At 71.0% G+C, this 13,738-nt stretch carries 13 protein-coding genes; 4 read left to right on the forward strand and 9 right to left on the reverse strand.

From position 1 onward, the window contains the following. The first annotated feature begins 17 nt into the window (after positions 1 to 17). The gene (gene rarD, locus UYS_RS0207985) at positions 18 to 923 is read left to right on the forward strand and encodes an EamA family transporter RarD (RefSeq protein WP_026068420.1); all 906 of its coding nucleotides are present in this window, start codon (positions 18 to 20) and stop codon (positions 921 to 923) included. Positions 924 to 942: 19 nt separating this feature from the next. On the opposite strand, the gene UYS_RS0207990 is transcribed toward rarD, so the two are convergent. Beyond that, positions 943 to 3,357 (reverse strand): EAL domain-containing protein, encoded by a 2,415-nt coding sequence (locus UYS_RS0207990; protein ID WP_016854987.1) that lies wholly within the window; start codon positions 3,355 to 3,357, stop codon positions 943 to 945. A gap of 309 nt (positions 3,358 to 3,666) precedes the next feature. Between UYS_RS0207990 and UYS_RS0207995 the strand changes: the two genes are divergently transcribed. After that, on the forward strand, positions 3,667 to 4,830 hold the full coding sequence (locus UYS_RS0207995; protein ID WP_016854988.1) for an NAD(P)/FAD-dependent oxidoreductase: 1,164 nt from the start codon (positions 3,667 to 3,669) through the stop codon (positions 4,828 to 4,830). Between the two features lie 19 nt (positions 4,831 to 4,849). Here UYS_RS0207995 and UYS_RS0208000 read toward each other — a convergent pair whose 3' ends face one another. After that, a complete protein-coding gene (locus tag UYS_RS0208000; protein WP_016854989.1) occupies positions 4,850 to 6,121 on the reverse strand; it encodes an O-acetylhomoserine aminocarboxypropyltransferase/cysteine synthase family protein in 1,272 nt (423 codons plus the stop codon). A gap of 332 nt (positions 6,122 to 6,453) precedes the next feature. Here UYS_RS0208000 and csiR point away from each other — a divergent pair, with 332 nt between their 5' ends. Together csiR and UYS_RS0208010 are read left to right on the forward strand one after the other, a co-directional pair. After that, on the forward strand, positions 6,454 to 7,140 hold the full coding sequence (csiR, locus tag UYS_RS0208005) for a DNA-binding transcriptional regulator CsiR (RefSeq protein ID WP_016854990.1): 687 nt from the start codon (positions 6,454 to 6,456) through the stop codon (positions 7,138 to 7,140). Between the two features lie 97 nt (positions 7,141 to 7,237). Further along, a complete protein-coding gene (locus UYS_RS0208010; protein WP_016854991.1) occupies positions 7,238 to 7,456 on the forward strand; it encodes a ribbon-helix-helix protein, CopG family in 219 nt (72 codons plus the stop codon). Positions 7,457 to 7,502: 46 nt separating this feature from the next. On the opposite strand, the gene UYS_RS0208015 is transcribed toward UYS_RS0208010, so the two are convergent. The 7 genes from UYS_RS0208015 to UYS_RS0208045 all read right to left on the reverse strand — a co-directional run bounded on the left by UYS_RS0208015 (position 7,503) and on the right by UYS_RS0208045 (position 13,712). Beyond that, the gene (locus UYS_RS0208015; protein WP_016854992.1) at positions 7,503 to 8,336 is read right to left on the reverse strand and encodes a universal stress protein; all 834 of its coding nucleotides are present in this window, start codon (positions 8,334 to 8,336) and stop codon (positions 7,503 to 7,505) included. Between the two features lie 103 nt (positions 8,337 to 8,439). After that, positions 8,440 to 9,396, reverse strand: coding sequence for a 5-oxoprolinase subunit C family protein (locus UYS_RS0208020; protein ID WP_016854993.1), 957 nt, complete (start codon positions 9,394 to 9,396; stop codon positions 8,440 to 8,442). Continuing rightward, positions 9,393 to 10,112: a 5-oxoprolinase subunit PxpB gene (pxpB, locus tag UYS_RS0208025; RefSeq protein WP_016854994.1), complete on the reverse strand. Its 720-nt coding sequence runs from the start codon at positions 10,110 to 10,112 to the stop codon at positions 9,393 to 9,395. The genes UYS_RS0208020 and pxpB overlap by 4 nt, the downstream gene beginning before the upstream one ends. Then, entirely contained in the window at positions 10,109 to 10,876 is a 768-nt protein-coding gene (locus tag UYS_RS0208030; RefSeq protein ID WP_026068421.1) for a 5-oxoprolinase subunit PxpA, read from the reverse strand. The genes pxpB and UYS_RS0208030 overlap by 4 nt, the downstream gene beginning before the upstream one ends. A gap of 72 nt (positions 10,877 to 10,948) precedes the next feature. Then, positions 10,949 to 11,833: a DUF7281 domain-containing protein gene (locus UYS_RS17125; RefSeq protein WP_016854996.1), complete on the reverse strand. Its 885-nt coding sequence runs from the start codon at positions 11,831 to 11,833 to the stop codon at positions 10,949 to 10,951. Next, entirely contained in the window at positions 11,830 to 13,089 is a 1,260-nt protein-coding gene (locus tag UYS_RS0208040; RefSeq protein WP_016854997.1) for a hypothetical protein, read from the reverse strand. Before UYS_RS0208040 ends, UYS_RS17125 begins: the two co-directional genes overlap by 4 nt. Beyond that, a complete protein-coding gene (locus UYS_RS0208045) occupies positions 13,086 to 13,712 on the reverse strand; it encodes a condensin complex protein MksE (RefSeq protein ID WP_026068422.1) in 627 nt (208 codons plus the stop codon). Before UYS_RS0208045 ends, UYS_RS0208040 begins: the two co-directional genes overlap by 4 nt. Positions 13,713 to 13,738 lie beyond the last annotated feature (26 nt).

The following is a 13,738-nucleotide window of genomic DNA, read 5'->3' on the forward strand; positions in this document are numbered from 1 at the left end:
TGAACCGGGACGTGAAGATGCCTTCGATCGACCGCGACACCCAGGCCGTCCAGGGCGTGGGATACGGCCTCGCCGCCTATCTGATGTGGGGCTGTTTCCCGCTGTTCTTCGCCCTCTTCGACGGCGTGCCCGCCTACGAGATCCTGGTGCACCGGGTGCTGTGGTCGTGCGTGTTCCTGGCCGGCGTGGCGACCGTGCTGCGCCGCTGGCGGCCGGTGCGCGAAGCCTTCGCCCGGCCGCGACAGCTGGGCAGGGTACTGGGCTGCGCGGTGCTGATCGCGATCAACTGGGGCCTGTTCATCTACGCCGTCGAGACCCAGCACGTGCTGCAGGCGAGCCTCGGCTACTACCTGACGCCACTGATCAACATCGCGCTGGGCATGCTGGTGCTGCGCGAGCGCATGAGCCGGGTGCAGGGACTGGCGGTGGGCCTGGCCGGCATCGCCATCGGCCTGCAGCTGGCGCTGCTCGGCACCCTGCCCTGGATCAGCCTGGTGTTGGCCCTGAGTTTCGGCACCTATGGCCTGCTGCGCAAGCAGGTGCCGCTGGACGGCCTCTCGGGGCTGCTGGTCGAGACCCTGCTGCTGCTGCCACTGGGCCTGGTGGCCCTGGGCGCGCTCAGCCAGGCCGGCCTGTCGCATCTGCTCGCCGACACCCGCACCACGCTGCTGCTGGTGGCCTGCGGGGTGATCACCGCCGTGCCGCTGCTGGCCTTCGCCGGCGCCGCCCGCCGCCTGCGCCTGGCCACCCTGGGCTTTCTGATGTACCTGAACCCCAGCGTGCAGTTCCTGATCGCCCTGTTCGTGTTCGACGAGCCGCTGGAACCGGCCCAGCTCGCCACCTTCGTGCTGATCTGGATCGGCCTGGCGCTCTACAGCTGGTCGGCCTGGCAGCGCCGCGCGCCGTCACAGGCCCGCGCCTGAGCGTGACCGAACCGCGGGGCTAGCAGAAGCGCGTCAGGAACGCCTCGGACTCGCTCGGCCGCCCCAGATGGAAGCCCTGCAGCAGCTGCACGTCCTGCGACGCCAGCCAGCGCAGCTGCGTCGCGCTCTCCACGCCCTCGGCGACGATCTCCAGGCCGAGCTGGCGGCAGAAGCGCACCATCGCCGCATAGGCCTCGACCGCCCGCTCATGGCGCCCGGCCGCCTCGAGCAGCTCGCGGTCGAGCTTGACCGCATCGAAGGGCAGCCGCTGCAGCAGCCGGAAGGCGGTATAGCCGGTGCCGAAATCGTCCAGCGAGACCCGCACACCGAGGCGGCGCAGCTCGACCAGCGTCTGCTCGAGGCCCACCAGCTCGCCGAAGTCGGCGTGCTCGGTGATCTCGATCTCGAGCTGGCCGGGCGGCAACCGTCTCTCCCGCAGCGTATCGGCCAGCCCCGGCACGAAGGCCTCGTCCTCGAGGGAGGCCAGCCCGACGTTGATCGACAGCCGGAAGTCGTCGCCCAGGCGCGCCCGATGCCGACTCAACCAGTCGATGGCCTCCTGGATGACCCAGTGATCCAGCTGGCGCGTCAGGCCGAGGCTCTCGACCACCGGCAGGAACTCGCCCGGTGACACGGCACCGTATTCGGGATGCTGCCAGCGCAGCAGCGCCTCCGCGCCCAACAGGCGATGATCCCGGGTGGCGAACTGCGGCTGGAAGACCAGCCGCCACTGGGACTGCGGCGCGTCGATCAGCGCCTCGATCGCCTCCGCCAGATGGCGAAAGCGCGTCGCCGATCCGGGCTCTCGCGGCATGACACGGCACAGGGGCTGCGACCAGCCGCGCCGGTCGAGATGCCTCACTCCCTCGTCCAGCGCGTCGCGGCACTGGGCGATGTCGGCGCCCCGGTCGCCGAGACACAGCAGGCTCGCATACCAGTTCAGCCGCTGTCCGCCGTGCTGGGGCGAGAGCTCGCCGAGGCGCGCCAGCACGCCGTCGAACAGCACCTCGACATCCACCGCCAGCGCCGAGGCCGGTATCCAGCCCAGCAGGTTCATGCCGGGCCCCGCGTAGAGATGCCAGTCCGCGGGCAGCGCCTTGCGCATCGCCGGGAGCTGTTCGCGCAGAATCGACTTGGCGGCGGTCAGCCCGAAACGTTCGCGGGCCTCGCGCAGCTGCGGCGAGGCGAGCTCGAACAGGCAGCCGCCGCAGCTCGGCGCCTCGGCCTCCCACAGCTGCTGGCTGGGCAGCCCGCTGGCCTGATCGATCATCAGCCGCCGCTGGCGAAGGGCGATGCGTCGCCGCGACCAGCCCATGACCAGCAGGCCGCCGCCCAGCACGCCGCTACCACCGAGGCCGGCCCACAGCAGCATCGAACGCTGATCCTCGACCTGCCGCATGGCGTCGTTGACGCCGATCCATTCGATGGAGCCGGTCAGCGGCGCCGGCACCCTAGCATGCCAGCGAGCGTCCAGCACCCGGCGGCCTTCCGCCACGACCTGACGCTCGGGCTGACGTTCGAAGATCGGGCTCAGCAGCGTCTCGATGGCCAGGGTGGCCGCCCGCCGGGTGTCGAGCAAGGTGCCGCCGGCGCAGCCGAGGTCCAGCTGGTACGGCAGATGGCAGAAGACCGGCACGCCCTCGGCGGCCAGCGCCTCCAGCCAGCCCCGGCGCGTCGGATCGAGATCGCCGCTACCGGTGGTCTGGCCCTCGACCAGATACACCCGGGTAGCGTCCGGCAGCGCGTCCAGCGCCTCGATCACCGCCGCCGGCGTCCAGTCCCACAGCACGCCGGCCAGCCGCCCCGACGAGGACGCCCGCAGCCGCGACACGAAGGCCCGGGTCAGGTCCTCGCCGACGACGGTGTCATCCCCCAGCACCAGCCAGGGCACCGGCGCGCCGAATGCCTGCCCCAGGAAGGCCAGCGACGGCTCGGCCACCTCGGTGGTCTCGATCCGCTTGATGCCCGCGTCCCGCGCCCGCTGCTGCAGCGCCGGATCATTGATGCCGATCGCCACCACGCGAGACGCCTCGCGCCAAGCCTCGGGGCGGGAGAGATAGAAGGCCAGGGCCGCATCATCGAGCAGCAGCAGACGATCGCTGGGCGTCACCGCGAAGCGCCCTGCCAGGCGCTCGCGCTGCAGGCTGAAGCCACGCTCGCGGCCCAGGCGCCGGGCATCCAGATAGTCCACCTCGAGCGCCGGCACGCCGAGCCGTTCGGCCGCCTCGTCGAGACGAGCCAGCAGCTCGTCGGTCCACAGGTTGCCGCGGTGATAGGAGGCCAGCACCTGGATGCGCGAGGCCTCGCCGGCGGACGCGGTGCCGCTGGCCCCGCTCGCGGGCACGGCCGATGCCGACGACGCGGCGATCACGAGCCCCGCCAGGCAGCGGCACAGCAGGAGCTTGAGGTGTGGTAACCGCGTTCGCGACCGCATCGGGAACCCGACTCGTTTATGTTCAAGGCCTTATCTGACGCCTTGTCGCTCCGGACGTCAACCGAAAGTACTGACGCAAGCCCTCGCCCCGCCGGCGGCCGAAGACGGCGAGCTCGCCGGCACCGAGAGGGCGTTCCACGTGCTGTGGCCTGCCAACCGCTCTCTGGAGCCCGGCGTGGGCACGAGGATCGACGCGCTCAAGCAGGCAGCCCGGGACCGCCACGACTTCGTCCGCTGAGCCTGCATCAGGGGTGGCGGAGGATGGCGGGCAGGAGGAAGATGGCGCTATCCCGGTCACATGGCGATGCCATGACATCCCTCGCCCCTCACGACGTGCCGCCCCGCTCATCGGCGGCCCCCCTGCTGCTGGTCGGCGCCGGCCACGCGCACCTGCACCTGATCCGCCAGCGGGAGCGCCTGCCCATGCCGCGGGTGATGCTGCTCGATCCCGGCGGCTTCTGGTACTCCGGCATGGCCGGCGGCGTGCTGGGCGGCCAGCATTGCCCCGCCGCGGACCGAATCGATCCCATGGCGCTCGCCCGCCGCCATGGCGTCGAGGGCCTGCGCGGCCGGCTGGCCGAGTTCGATCCCGCACGACGCGAGGCGCGGCTGGACGACGGCCGACGCCTGGCGGTATCGGCCGTCTCGTTCAATCTCGGCTCGACGGTGAACACGCCGCCGGCCCATGCCGAGGGGCCCGAGGTGTGGCCGGTCAAGCCGATCCCTCGTCTGGTGGCGCTGCGCCACCGGCTGGCGCGCGACTTTGCTGCGGGAAGCTGCCCGCGGCTGCTGGTGGTCGGCGGCGGCGCCAGCGGCGTCGAAGCGGCCTGCCAGCTGCGGGCCCTAGCCGACCGCTACGGCGTCGAGCCGACCATTCGCCTGCTGACCCGGTCGGCGGAGCTGCTGCCGGGCGCCCCGCCAGGCGCGGTGCGCTGGCTGCGGCGCCGGCTCGCCCGGCGTCGCATCACGGTCGAGACCGGGCTCGAACTGGTCGCCCATCTGCCGGGCGGCATCATGGCGACGCCCGCGGGACAGCCCGCCGGCGACGACAACGCGCGTTTTGTCGCCGCCGAGCACGTGGTTCACGCCGTTGGCCTGGCGCCGCCGCCGGTGATCGAGCGACTCGGCCTGCCGACGATTCCCGGCCGCGGGCTGGCGGTCACCGACAGCCTGCAGAGCCCGGCGGCTCCCTGGGCCTTCGCCGCCGGCGACTGCGCCGCCATCATCGACCACCCACTGCCGCGGCTCGGCGTCTACGGGGTGCGCCAGGCGCCGGTGCTGCGGGACAACCTCATCGCCTGGTGGCGCGGCGAGGCGCTGCGCCCCTACCGGCCCCAGCCCCGGGCGCTGTCGATCCTCGATCTGGGCCGCGGCCAGGCGCTGGCGATACGCGGCGGCGCCTGGTGGGGCGGACGGCTGGCCCGGTACTGGAAACGCCGGCTGGACGAGCGTTTCCTGGCCGGCTATCGCTGAAGGGCGCGCTGAAGGGCGATCAGGCCGAGGCCGCGAGGGCCTGGTCCAGATCGGCGATGAGGTCGTCGATGTGCTCGATGCCGATCGACAGCCGCACCATGTCGTCCGTCACGCCGGCGGCCTTCAGCTCCTCGTCGTTGAGCTGACGATGGGTGGTGGCGGCGGGGATCGAGGCACAGCTCTTGGCGTCGCCGATGTTGACCAGCCGCAGGATCAGCCCCAGGGCATCGTAGAAGCGCGCGCCCGCCTCGCTGCCGCCCTGGATACCGAAACTGAGTATTCCCGAGGCGCGCCCTTTCATATAGCGGCTCGCCAGGGCATGGTCCGGATGATGCTCGAGGCCAGCATAGTGCACCCAGGTGACCCGCGGATGGTTCTCCAGATGGCGGGCCACCGCCAGGGCGTTGTCGCTGATGCGCTCGATGCGCAATGCCAGGGTCTCGAGCCCCTGCAACAGCTGCCAGGCGGACTGGGCAGAGAGCGCCGCGCCCATGTTGCGAAGCGGCACCACCCGGGCGCGCCCGATGAAGGCGGCCTCGCCCAGATCCCGGGTATAGCAGACGCCATGGTAGGAGACGTCCGGCTCGTTGAGCAGCGGGAAACGCTCGGCGTGATCGGCCCAGGGGAAACGCCCCGAATCGACGATCACCCCGCCCACGGTGGTGCCGTGCCCGCCGATGTACTTGGTGGCGGAATGGATGACCACATCCGCCCCGTGCTCGATGGGCCGGCACAGGAAGGGCGTGGGCACGGTATTGTCGACCATCAGCGGTACGCCATGGCGGTGGGCGAGCTCGGCCAGCCGCGCCAGGTCCACCACGCCCCCGGAGGGATTGCCGACGCTCTCGCAGAACACCGCCTTGGTCCGGGCGTCGATCAGCCCCTCCAGCGCCCCGAGGTCGTCCTTGTCGGCGAAGCGCACCTCGATGCCCTGGCGCGGCAGGGTATGGGCGAAGAGATTGTAGGTGCCGCCGTAGAGTTCGCTGATCGAGACGATGTTGTCACCGGCCTCGGCCACGGTCTGGAGGGCGTAGGTGATGGCCGCCATGCCGGACGCCACCGCCAGGCCCGCGATACCGCCCTCCAGGGCCGCCACACGCTGCTCCAGTACGGCACAGGTCGGATTCATGATCCGAGAGTAGATATTGCCTTCTACCTTGAGATCGAAGAGATCCGCCGCATGCTGGGCGCTGTCGAAGGCGAAAGAGGTGGTCTGATGGATCGGCACGGCGACGGCATGCTGGTCGTCGGGGGCATAGCCGTGATGCAGGGCGAGCGTTTCGGGCTTCATGACAGCTCCTTGAGCGGAAGACGAGACGTTAGAGGGCGTACCGAACAATACTAATCCTACGCGGATTCCGAGGTATCTTAGCGTTTCGTCTGTCGAAGCCCTCCTGGCGAGCACCGGACACGCGAAAGCCCCCTGCCGATCCTCGCCTGACACCTCGACTTGCACCATGGCCCGTGCGGCGGCGTACGCCACGGGCGGCGCTTCAAGGCCGAGCATCGATCAAGAATATCCACGTTCCGTAAAAATGACGAAGGCCGGGGCAAGTGACGACGATTCTCATGGCTCACGATGATCAAGTATCATGACCTCCCATCACAGGGAACGGCGGCACCATGGACAGCACCCCTCGACAGAACCTCGGCATCAGCGCCTACCGCTGGCTCAAGCAGGACATCATCCGCGGCGTCTGCCCGCCGGGCGAGAAGCTGCTGATGAGCCGGCTCAAGGAGCGCTACGATCTCGGCGTCGGCCCGCTGCGCGAGGCGCTGTCGCAGCTGGTCGCCGAACGGCTGGTGGTCGCCATCAGCCAGCGCGGCTACCGGGTCGCGCCGATGTCGCGCGAGGAGCTGGCCGATCTCTATGATGCCCGCGCCCAGCTGGAGGGCCTGATGCTGGAGCTGGCCATCGAGCGCGGCGACGACGCCTGGGAGGCCGACGTGCTGGCCAAGGCCCATACCCTCGCCAAGGTCATGGAGGTGCACAGTCCCGAGGAGATGCTCGACGTCTGGGACACTCGCCACCAGGCCTTCCATACCGCGGTGGTCGCCGGCTGCAACTCGCCCCACCTGATGCAGGCGCGCCAGGGGCTGTTCGACCAGGTCGAGCGCTATCGCCACCTTTGGCTGCAGGAGACGGTACTCTCCGACGAGGCCCTGGCACGCAAGCGCGAGGAACACGCCGCCCTGGTCGACGCCATCCTGACCCGCGACGCCGAGCGCTCACGATCCATGATGCGCGAGCACCTGATGACGCCGGTGCCGATCATCCTCGATGCGATGCAGCGCCGGGGGCTGGCATAAGCCGAGGCCGCCGTGACGGGATCGTATTGACCGCGGTCATCGTGTTGTCACGGAAGTCGGGGGATACTCGTCCTGACCCCACGGAGGAGTGATCGCCATGCCCCTGCCCCATCTGCTGCACCTGACCCGCGACCAGGAACTACGCCTCGAACGCCTCGCCGAGCGCTGCGGGCTGCCCCGCCACGAACTGCTCGAGCGCCTGGTCACCGAGGGCATCGCCAATCTCGAGAGTGAGCTGATGATCGAGGGCGCCGGCCTGCGCCGGGCCGAACGCAGCATCGACCAGCTGCTGCGCGAGAGCGGCCTGGGCGCCTGACGGCCCCAGAACGGGTCTTCCATCGGAAACGAGCCGCCGTCCCCGCTCAGTGATGCAGCAGGACGGCCCTGGGGGTATGCGCCAGCAGGCCGGCGGTGGTCGAGCCCTTCAGCCACTCGTGGAGCACCCCCGAGCCAAAGGCGCCGATGGCGACGAGATCGCCCTCCTCGGCCAGCGCCGCCAGCCTCTCGACCGGATGGCCCTCGGCGACATGGGTCTCGATCGCGATGCCGTGGGTCGCCCCGTAGCGCTCCACCGCATCGAGGTGATGCCTGGCCCGTGCGCTGTCACGATCGATGGCCCAGGCCTGCACCGGCAGCGACAGGGCGCTGGCCAGCGCGACGCTGCTGGCCATGACGCGACGCATGGCGGCCCCGCCGTCCACCCCGATCAGCACCCGCTCGAGTGGTTCGTCGACCACGCCTGCCACCAGCACCGGCAGCTCCGCACGATGCAGCAGGTGGCGTATCACTTCCCCCGCCTGGGGATGCCAGCGCTTCTCGGCGGACACGCCGTGCCGCCCCAGCACGATCAGGTCGCACTCCCTGGCCGCCAGCAGCAGCGTCTCGAGCAGCGGGCCGTGCAGCTCGCGCGTCTCGCCGTCGAGGCCTGCCTCCCGCGCGGCGCGCCTGACGTGGCCGAGACGCTCCCTGATTCGACGCCCCACCTGAGGATCCTCGCCCGAGTGGGGGAATTCGCCCAGCGACAGGAAGCCGCCCTGGCTAACGTCCCGCGTCGGCAGTGTCGAGTGGTCATCATGCCCGTCGACATGCACGGCAAGCAGCCTGGCCTGCAGCGGCGCGGCGAGATCCAGCGCCAGCGACGCCGCCACGCCTCCCGCGGCGGAGCCGTCCACGCCCAGCAGCAACGACTTGAACATCGGGGACTCCCTCCGCGGAGGACCGCGTCGATGGGTGTCCCTTGGGTATATGCCACCGACACGCCGATCGCCAGAGGAATCCCTGGCGAACGCGCCCGGGGACTCAGCGGAAGGCGGCGCGGAAGCGTCGGTGCTCGGCCAGCGCCCGCTCGGCGGACACCGCCTCAAGGCGCAGCTCCTGGCCCGGCAGGCACTGCGCCAGCCGCGCGCAGGCAAGTGGCGTCAGCGCCCCCAGGCGTGGATAGCCGCCGATGGTCTGGCGATCGTTGAGCAGCGCGATGGGCTGGCCGTCCGGCGGCACCTGCACGGCACCTAGGCTAATCCCCTCGGAGATCATGCTGGTCAGCCGACAGCGCAGCGTCGGCCCGCGCAGGCGCACGCCCATGCGGTCGGCGCGGTCGTCGACCCGCCAGAGCGTATTGAAGGCCGCGGCCAGGCTCGCGCCCTCGAACTCGGCGATCTGGGCCCCCGGCAGCAGCGACAGCCGTGGCATCGCCGCATAATCAGGCCGCGCTTCCGCAGGCGCCTCACGCTCGTCGCCGACCGGGTGCTCCCCCGCCTCGGTGCCGACGTGCAGGACATCGCCCTCGGCCAGGGCGTGCCCCCGTCCATCGTGGCCGCCGAGCCCCTCGCGCACCACGCCGGCCAGGCTGCTGAGCACCGGCTCGGCGCGAAAACCGCCGGCCACGGCCAGATAGGCGCGCAGCCCGCCGACCGGCTGGGCGAAGCGCAGCACCTGGCCGGGACGCAGGCGAAACCGCTGCCAGGGCGAGAGCGGCCTGTCATCGAGGGTCGCGCCGAGATCCGCGCCGGCCAGCGCCAGCGTCAGCTCGCGCTCGGCCTCCAGAGCCAGGCCGCCGAGCGTCACTTCCAGCGCCGCCGCCCCCCAGGCGTTGCCGGCCAACCGGTTGGCCCAGGCCCAGGCCTGCAGATCGGCGGGGCCGCCCTGGGTCACGCCCAGCCGGCGCACGCCGAAGCGCCCGGCGTCCTGAAGCAGCGCCAGCGGCCCCGGGCGCGTGACCCGCAGCCCCGCCACGGCCTTCCGTATCACCGCCGTCATCGCCTGTCCTCCATGGTCGTGACATCGGCGCCCAATCGCACCAGTGCCTGCTTCGAGACCGGCACGAAGCGCACCCGGTCGCCCACCCGGAGCAGGCTGAAGCCGTCACGGTCGCGGTCGAACAGCCGCGCGGCGGTGCGCCCGATCAGGTTCCAGCCCCCCGGCGAGACGGCGGGATAGGCCGCGGTCTGGCGCCCGGCGATGCCGACGCTGCCGGCGGGCACCTTCTTGCGTGGCGTCTCCAGGCGCGGCGTCTCGAGCCGTGGGTCGACGCTGCCCATGAAGGCGAAGCCCGGCGCGAAGCCCAGCGCATAGACGCGATAGGTCACCTCGGCATGACGTGCGATGGTCTCCGCCACGTCGAGCCCCGCCCGCTCGGCCAGGGGCACAAGCTCCGGGCCGACGCTCTCGTGATACCAGGTCGGAAGCTCATGAACCTCGCCCTGGCCATCCGCCTCGTCGGACGCCAGCGCGGCCAGCGTCTCGGCGAGGCGGGACCGCGCCTCGCCAGGCGTCATCCGCATCGGATCGAAGATCACCAGCAGGGTGGTATAGGACGGCACCAGGTCCACCAGGGCGTCGCCGAAGGCCGCCTCGCAGTCGCGCACCAGGGCGGTGATCCAGGGCAGGTTGGCCTCGTCGATGACATCGAACAGCCGCACCAGCCAGCCGTCGAGCCCCGCCGACTCCAGTCGCGGCAGGCCCGGGGCGCTCATGGGTTCCCCTCCTCAGGCGCATCGTCCTGCTGGAGAGCCTCGCGGATGGCCTGGATGGCGGCGATCGACTCGGCGTTGTCGCCATGCACGCAGAGGGTGTCGGCCGCGAGGATCAGCGCGCTGCCGTCGCGGGCGACGAGGGGCTCGCCGCGGGCGATGCGACGCGCCTGGTCGACGATCACGGCCGGGTCATGGTGCACGCTGCCGGTCTCGCGCCGCGACACCAGCCGCCCCTCGCCGTCGTAGGCGCGATCGGCGAAGGCCTCGAACCACAGGGTGACGCCGAAGCGATCGGCCAGCTCGCGGGCGGCCGAATCGTCGCGGGTGGCCATCACCATCAGCGGTAGTTCGGCATCGAAGGCGACGAGCGCGCGCATGACCCCGGCCAGGATCTCGGGATCGCGCATCATGTCGTTGTAGAGCGCTCCGTGGGGCTTCACGTAGCCCACCGACAGGCCCTCGGCGCGACACACGCCGGACAGCGCCCCGAGCTGGTAGAGCACCAGGTTCTCGATCTCCTCGGGCGTGCAGGCCATGTGGCGCCGCCCGAAGCCCACCATGTCCGGATAGGCCGGATGCGCGCCCACGGTGACGCCGTGCTTGCGCGCCAGGCGCACCGTCATGCGGATCACGTCGGGATCCGAGGCGTGGAAGCCGCAGGCCACGTTGGCCAGGTCCACGTGAGGCATCACCTCGGCGTCCATGCCCATGGTCCAGGCACCGAAGCTCTCGCCCATGTCGGCATTCAGCAGCAGTTTGCGCATGCGTCTCGTCTCTTCCTCCGTCATCGTCTCCTCATTAAAACAGGCCCACGGCGCGGCGTCGTCTCTCATTCCTCACGCCGCCTTGTCGAGCGCGACGCCGACCAGCGACGCCGCGAACCACTGCTGAAGCAGCCCGCGCTGCTCATCGAGCAGCAGCGCCAGATGGCCGCGCAGCGGATGCTCCCCGGGCAGCGTGTCGCGATACCGCAGCAGTCGGTCTCGATAGCGCGCCTGCCTCGCCGGCAGATGAAGCGCCGTGGCATGCTGTTGCAGCCAATCAAGCGGTGGCAGCAGCCAGTGCGTGGCACCGCTGCCGAGCGCGATATCGAGCCCCTTGAGGTCGAAGTCGCCGACGCAGGCATGGGGCCGCCCGGTGGCCGCCCAGGCCTCGGCCAGCCGGGCGAAGCCGCCGCCGTAGTGGCGGTCGCCGCGATAGACCACCAGCGGCCTTGGATACGCCGACAGCGCCGGGTTCTCGGGCGTGAAGGCGTAGAAGCTGTCGAGGTTCTCGACCTGCACCAGCACATCGAAGGCGGCCGGCGTGATGGCACGCCAGTCGATATCCCGGCACTCCCGCTCGCCGCCGGCGATGCCCGGCCAGGGGGTACGAGCCGGGAGGCTGACCAGCACCCGTGACTCGCGCGGCGCCTCGCGCACGCTCTTCGCCTCCCGATAGCCATACTCGGCCTGCTGCGCGGTCGTCAGCCCGCTCAGATCGGCCGCCAGCGGCGGCTGGCCCTGCACCTCGAGCTCGGCGTCGATGGCCTCCAGCAGCTCGCGATCCAGACGCAGCCGAGTACGGGTCAGGCGCGCCCCGGGCTCGATGTCCCAGGCCTCGCACCAGGCGACGATCCGCTTCACCACGGGGCCGTTCGGCTTGTCGACGTGGGCAGCAAGGCGCAACTTGCTGGCCGCGTCGCGCAGCAGCTCGCGTTCCGCCTCCGAGAGCGTGGTCATGTGCGCTCCTGCCGCGCGGGGGCGAGCCGAAGACTGACGTCGTGAATCAGCCGCACGTCGTTGAAGGCGGCCGCCCGGCTCTCCTGCTGGCGCAGCCGGAAGGCGGCCTGCTCGCGCCGGGGCAGGCCCTGGAACTCGGCGAGCACCTGGAACAGCCAGATCTCCTCGCCCCACTCGAGCTCGCCGGCCTCGAGGTACTCCAGCGCGCTCAGCGGCTCGCCGTCGCCCTCGACCACCGACAGGTAGAAGCGTTCGACGTCCTCCCTCAGCGCCTGCTGACGGGCGGCGACCATCGAGTCCTCGTGACGCTCGGCGGCCACGGCGGCGGCGACGGGCTCCGGTGACGCCGCGGGCCGCGGCAGGTCGTGCAGCAGCCCGGTGACGACCCGGGCATCCGGGGCGTGATCGAGCGCCACCGCGCCGGCGGCGATCAGCGGCGCGGCGCGATTGACCAGCGCCGGCACTTCGCTGCGCCGGGCGTAGTTGCCGGGCACGAAGCCCGGATGCTCGCGCAGGAAGGCGGCCATGCCCGCCACCAGGCGACTGCGGGACTGCTGCTGGCGGAAGCGCGTCATCAGCTCGATCAGCCGCCGCTGCACCTCGCGCAGGCTGGTGTAGTGCTGGCTCAGGCGATGCTGAAGCTGGCTGACCAGCAGCTTGCGCAGCGCCCCGTCGGCCCCCACCAGGTCGATCAGCTCGTCGAAGTCGATCAGCGCCAGGCCGTCGAGCAGGCGCACGATCTGCTTCTGGGCGCGGTCGTTCTCGCGGATCTTGTCGGCCAGCCGGCTGACGAAGCCGAAGTCGCTGTTGAGGCGCCGCCACAGGCTGTCGATGGCGTCGGCGAAGCGGCCGTCGAGGTCATCCACCGCCTGGCGCAGGCGCAGCAGCTGCTGCTCCTGGCGCCAGTACTCGGCACCATCGCGGGCCTCGCGATAGCTCTGCACCAGGCCGCGCATCAGCTCCAGGGTCTCGGCCACGTCGGCGTTGACGTGGCGGCGGGTCTCGTCGGCCAGCATCTCGGCGATCAGCTCGCGGACCTTGGGCGAGAGCTTCACCCCGGCCTGCTCGTCGGGCCGCCACAGGATGCGCGCCGACAGCAGCCGATTCAGCGCGGTGGTGGAAAGGCCCTCCAGCGGTACCTCGTCGCGCACGTAGCCGGCCATCAGCGCCTCGGCGTGCTTGCCGAGCAGCGCCAGCCGCTCGGCGCCGGTGCCGAGCAGGCGGTTGTCCAGGGCGTCTGAGTCGCTCGCGCTCACAGCAGCCGCTCCTGGGCCTCCGGGGCCTGGTCGTCGACGGGCAGCTGCTCCTCGTCGCGGATAAAGCGCACCAGCTCGATCAGGTAGTCGATCTTGGCGGTGGCAATGAAATAGTGGCGGTCGGCATGGGGCTGGCGCAGGTAGCCGCGCTCGCGCAGGCGCTTGAAGACCTGCTTGATCTGGGCGTCGAGCTGCTCGCTCTGGGAGCCGAAGAAGGGATCGGTGGCCAGGCGCTCGAGGCGCTCGCGCAGCCCCTGATTGTCCTCGCAGCGCGAGCTGAAGTCGGCCGGCTTGAGCACGTCGCCGGGCGACACCGGGCCGTCGCGGCCGAGCGCCTCCTGCACCAGCTGCAGCCATTCGAGCATCGGCAGCAGGCTGCCGACGGTCTCCGCCAGCTGGCGGGAGAGCTGGTCGCGGGCACCCTCGTCCAGCTGGCGCCAGGCCAGGAAGTAGACGCTGCCCTCGTCGTTGCTCGCCAGGCGGCGGTTGAGCGGGCGCAGGTAGGCGTCGAGGCGCTCGCGGGTCGCCTCGTCCTGCAGGCGGCGGAAGGCGGTGTCGTCGCTGACCGCGCACAGGAAGTCGCCGGCCAGCAGGCGCTCCAGCAGCGGGCCCAGCTCCACCATGGAACGCTCCGCGGTCGAATGCTCTG

Origin of the sequence: Halomonas smyrnensis AAD6 (assembly GCF_000265245.1) — a bacterium.
In the GTDB taxonomy this organism is placed as follows: domain Bacteria; phylum Pseudomonadota; class Gammaproteobacteria; order Pseudomonadales; family Halomonadaceae; genus Halomonas; species Halomonas smyrnensis.

What these genes read in the sequence shown, in the direction of transcription:
- rarD (WP_026068420.1), top strand. Translation starts at nt 18, where the DNA reads ATGCCTTCGATCGACCGCGACACCCAGGCCGTCCAGGGCGTGGGATAC.
- UYS_RS0207990 (WP_016854987.1), bottom strand. Translation starts at nt 3,357, where the DNA reads ATGCGGTCGCGAACGCGGTTACCACACCTCAAGCTCCTGCTGTGCCGC.
- UYS_RS0207995 (WP_016854988.1), top strand. Translation starts at nt 3,667, where the DNA reads ATGACATCCCTCGCCCCTCACGACGTGCCGCCCCGCTCATCGGCGGCC.
- UYS_RS0208000 (WP_016854989.1), bottom strand. Translation starts at nt 6,121, where the DNA reads ATGAAGCCCGAAACGCTCGCCCTGCATCACGGCTATGCCCCCGACGAC.
- csiR (WP_016854990.1), top strand. Translation starts at nt 6,454, where the DNA reads ATGGACAGCACCCCTCGACAGAACCTCGGCATCAGCGCCTACCGCTGG.
- UYS_RS0208010 (WP_016854991.1), top strand. Translation starts at nt 7,238, where the DNA reads ATGCCCCTGCCCCATCTGCTGCACCTGACCCGCGACCAGGAACTACGC.
- UYS_RS0208015 (WP_016854992.1), bottom strand. Translation starts at nt 8,336, where the DNA reads ATGTTCAAGTCGTTGCTGCTGGGCGTGGACGGCTCCGCCGCGGGAGGC.
- UYS_RS0208020 (WP_016854993.1), bottom strand. Translation starts at nt 9,396, where the DNA reads ATGACGGCGGTGATACGGAAGGCCGTGGCGGGGCTGCGGGTCACGCGC.
- pxpB (WP_016854994.1), bottom strand. Translation starts at nt 10,112, where the DNA reads ATGAGCGCCCCGGGCCTGCCGCGACTGGAGTCGGCGGGGCTCGACGGC.
- UYS_RS0208030 (WP_026068421.1), bottom strand. Translation starts at nt 10,876, where the DNA reads ATGCGCAAACTGCTGCTGAATGCCGACATGGGCGAGAGCTTCGGTGCC.
- UYS_RS17125 (WP_016854996.1), bottom strand. Translation starts at nt 11,833, where the DNA reads ATGACCACGCTCTCGGAGGCGGAACGCGAGCTGCTGCGCGACGCGGCC.
- UYS_RS0208045 (WP_026068422.1), bottom strand. Translation starts at nt 13,712, where the DNA reads ATGGTGGAGCTGGGCCCGCTGCTGGAGCGCCTGCTGGCCGGCGACTTC.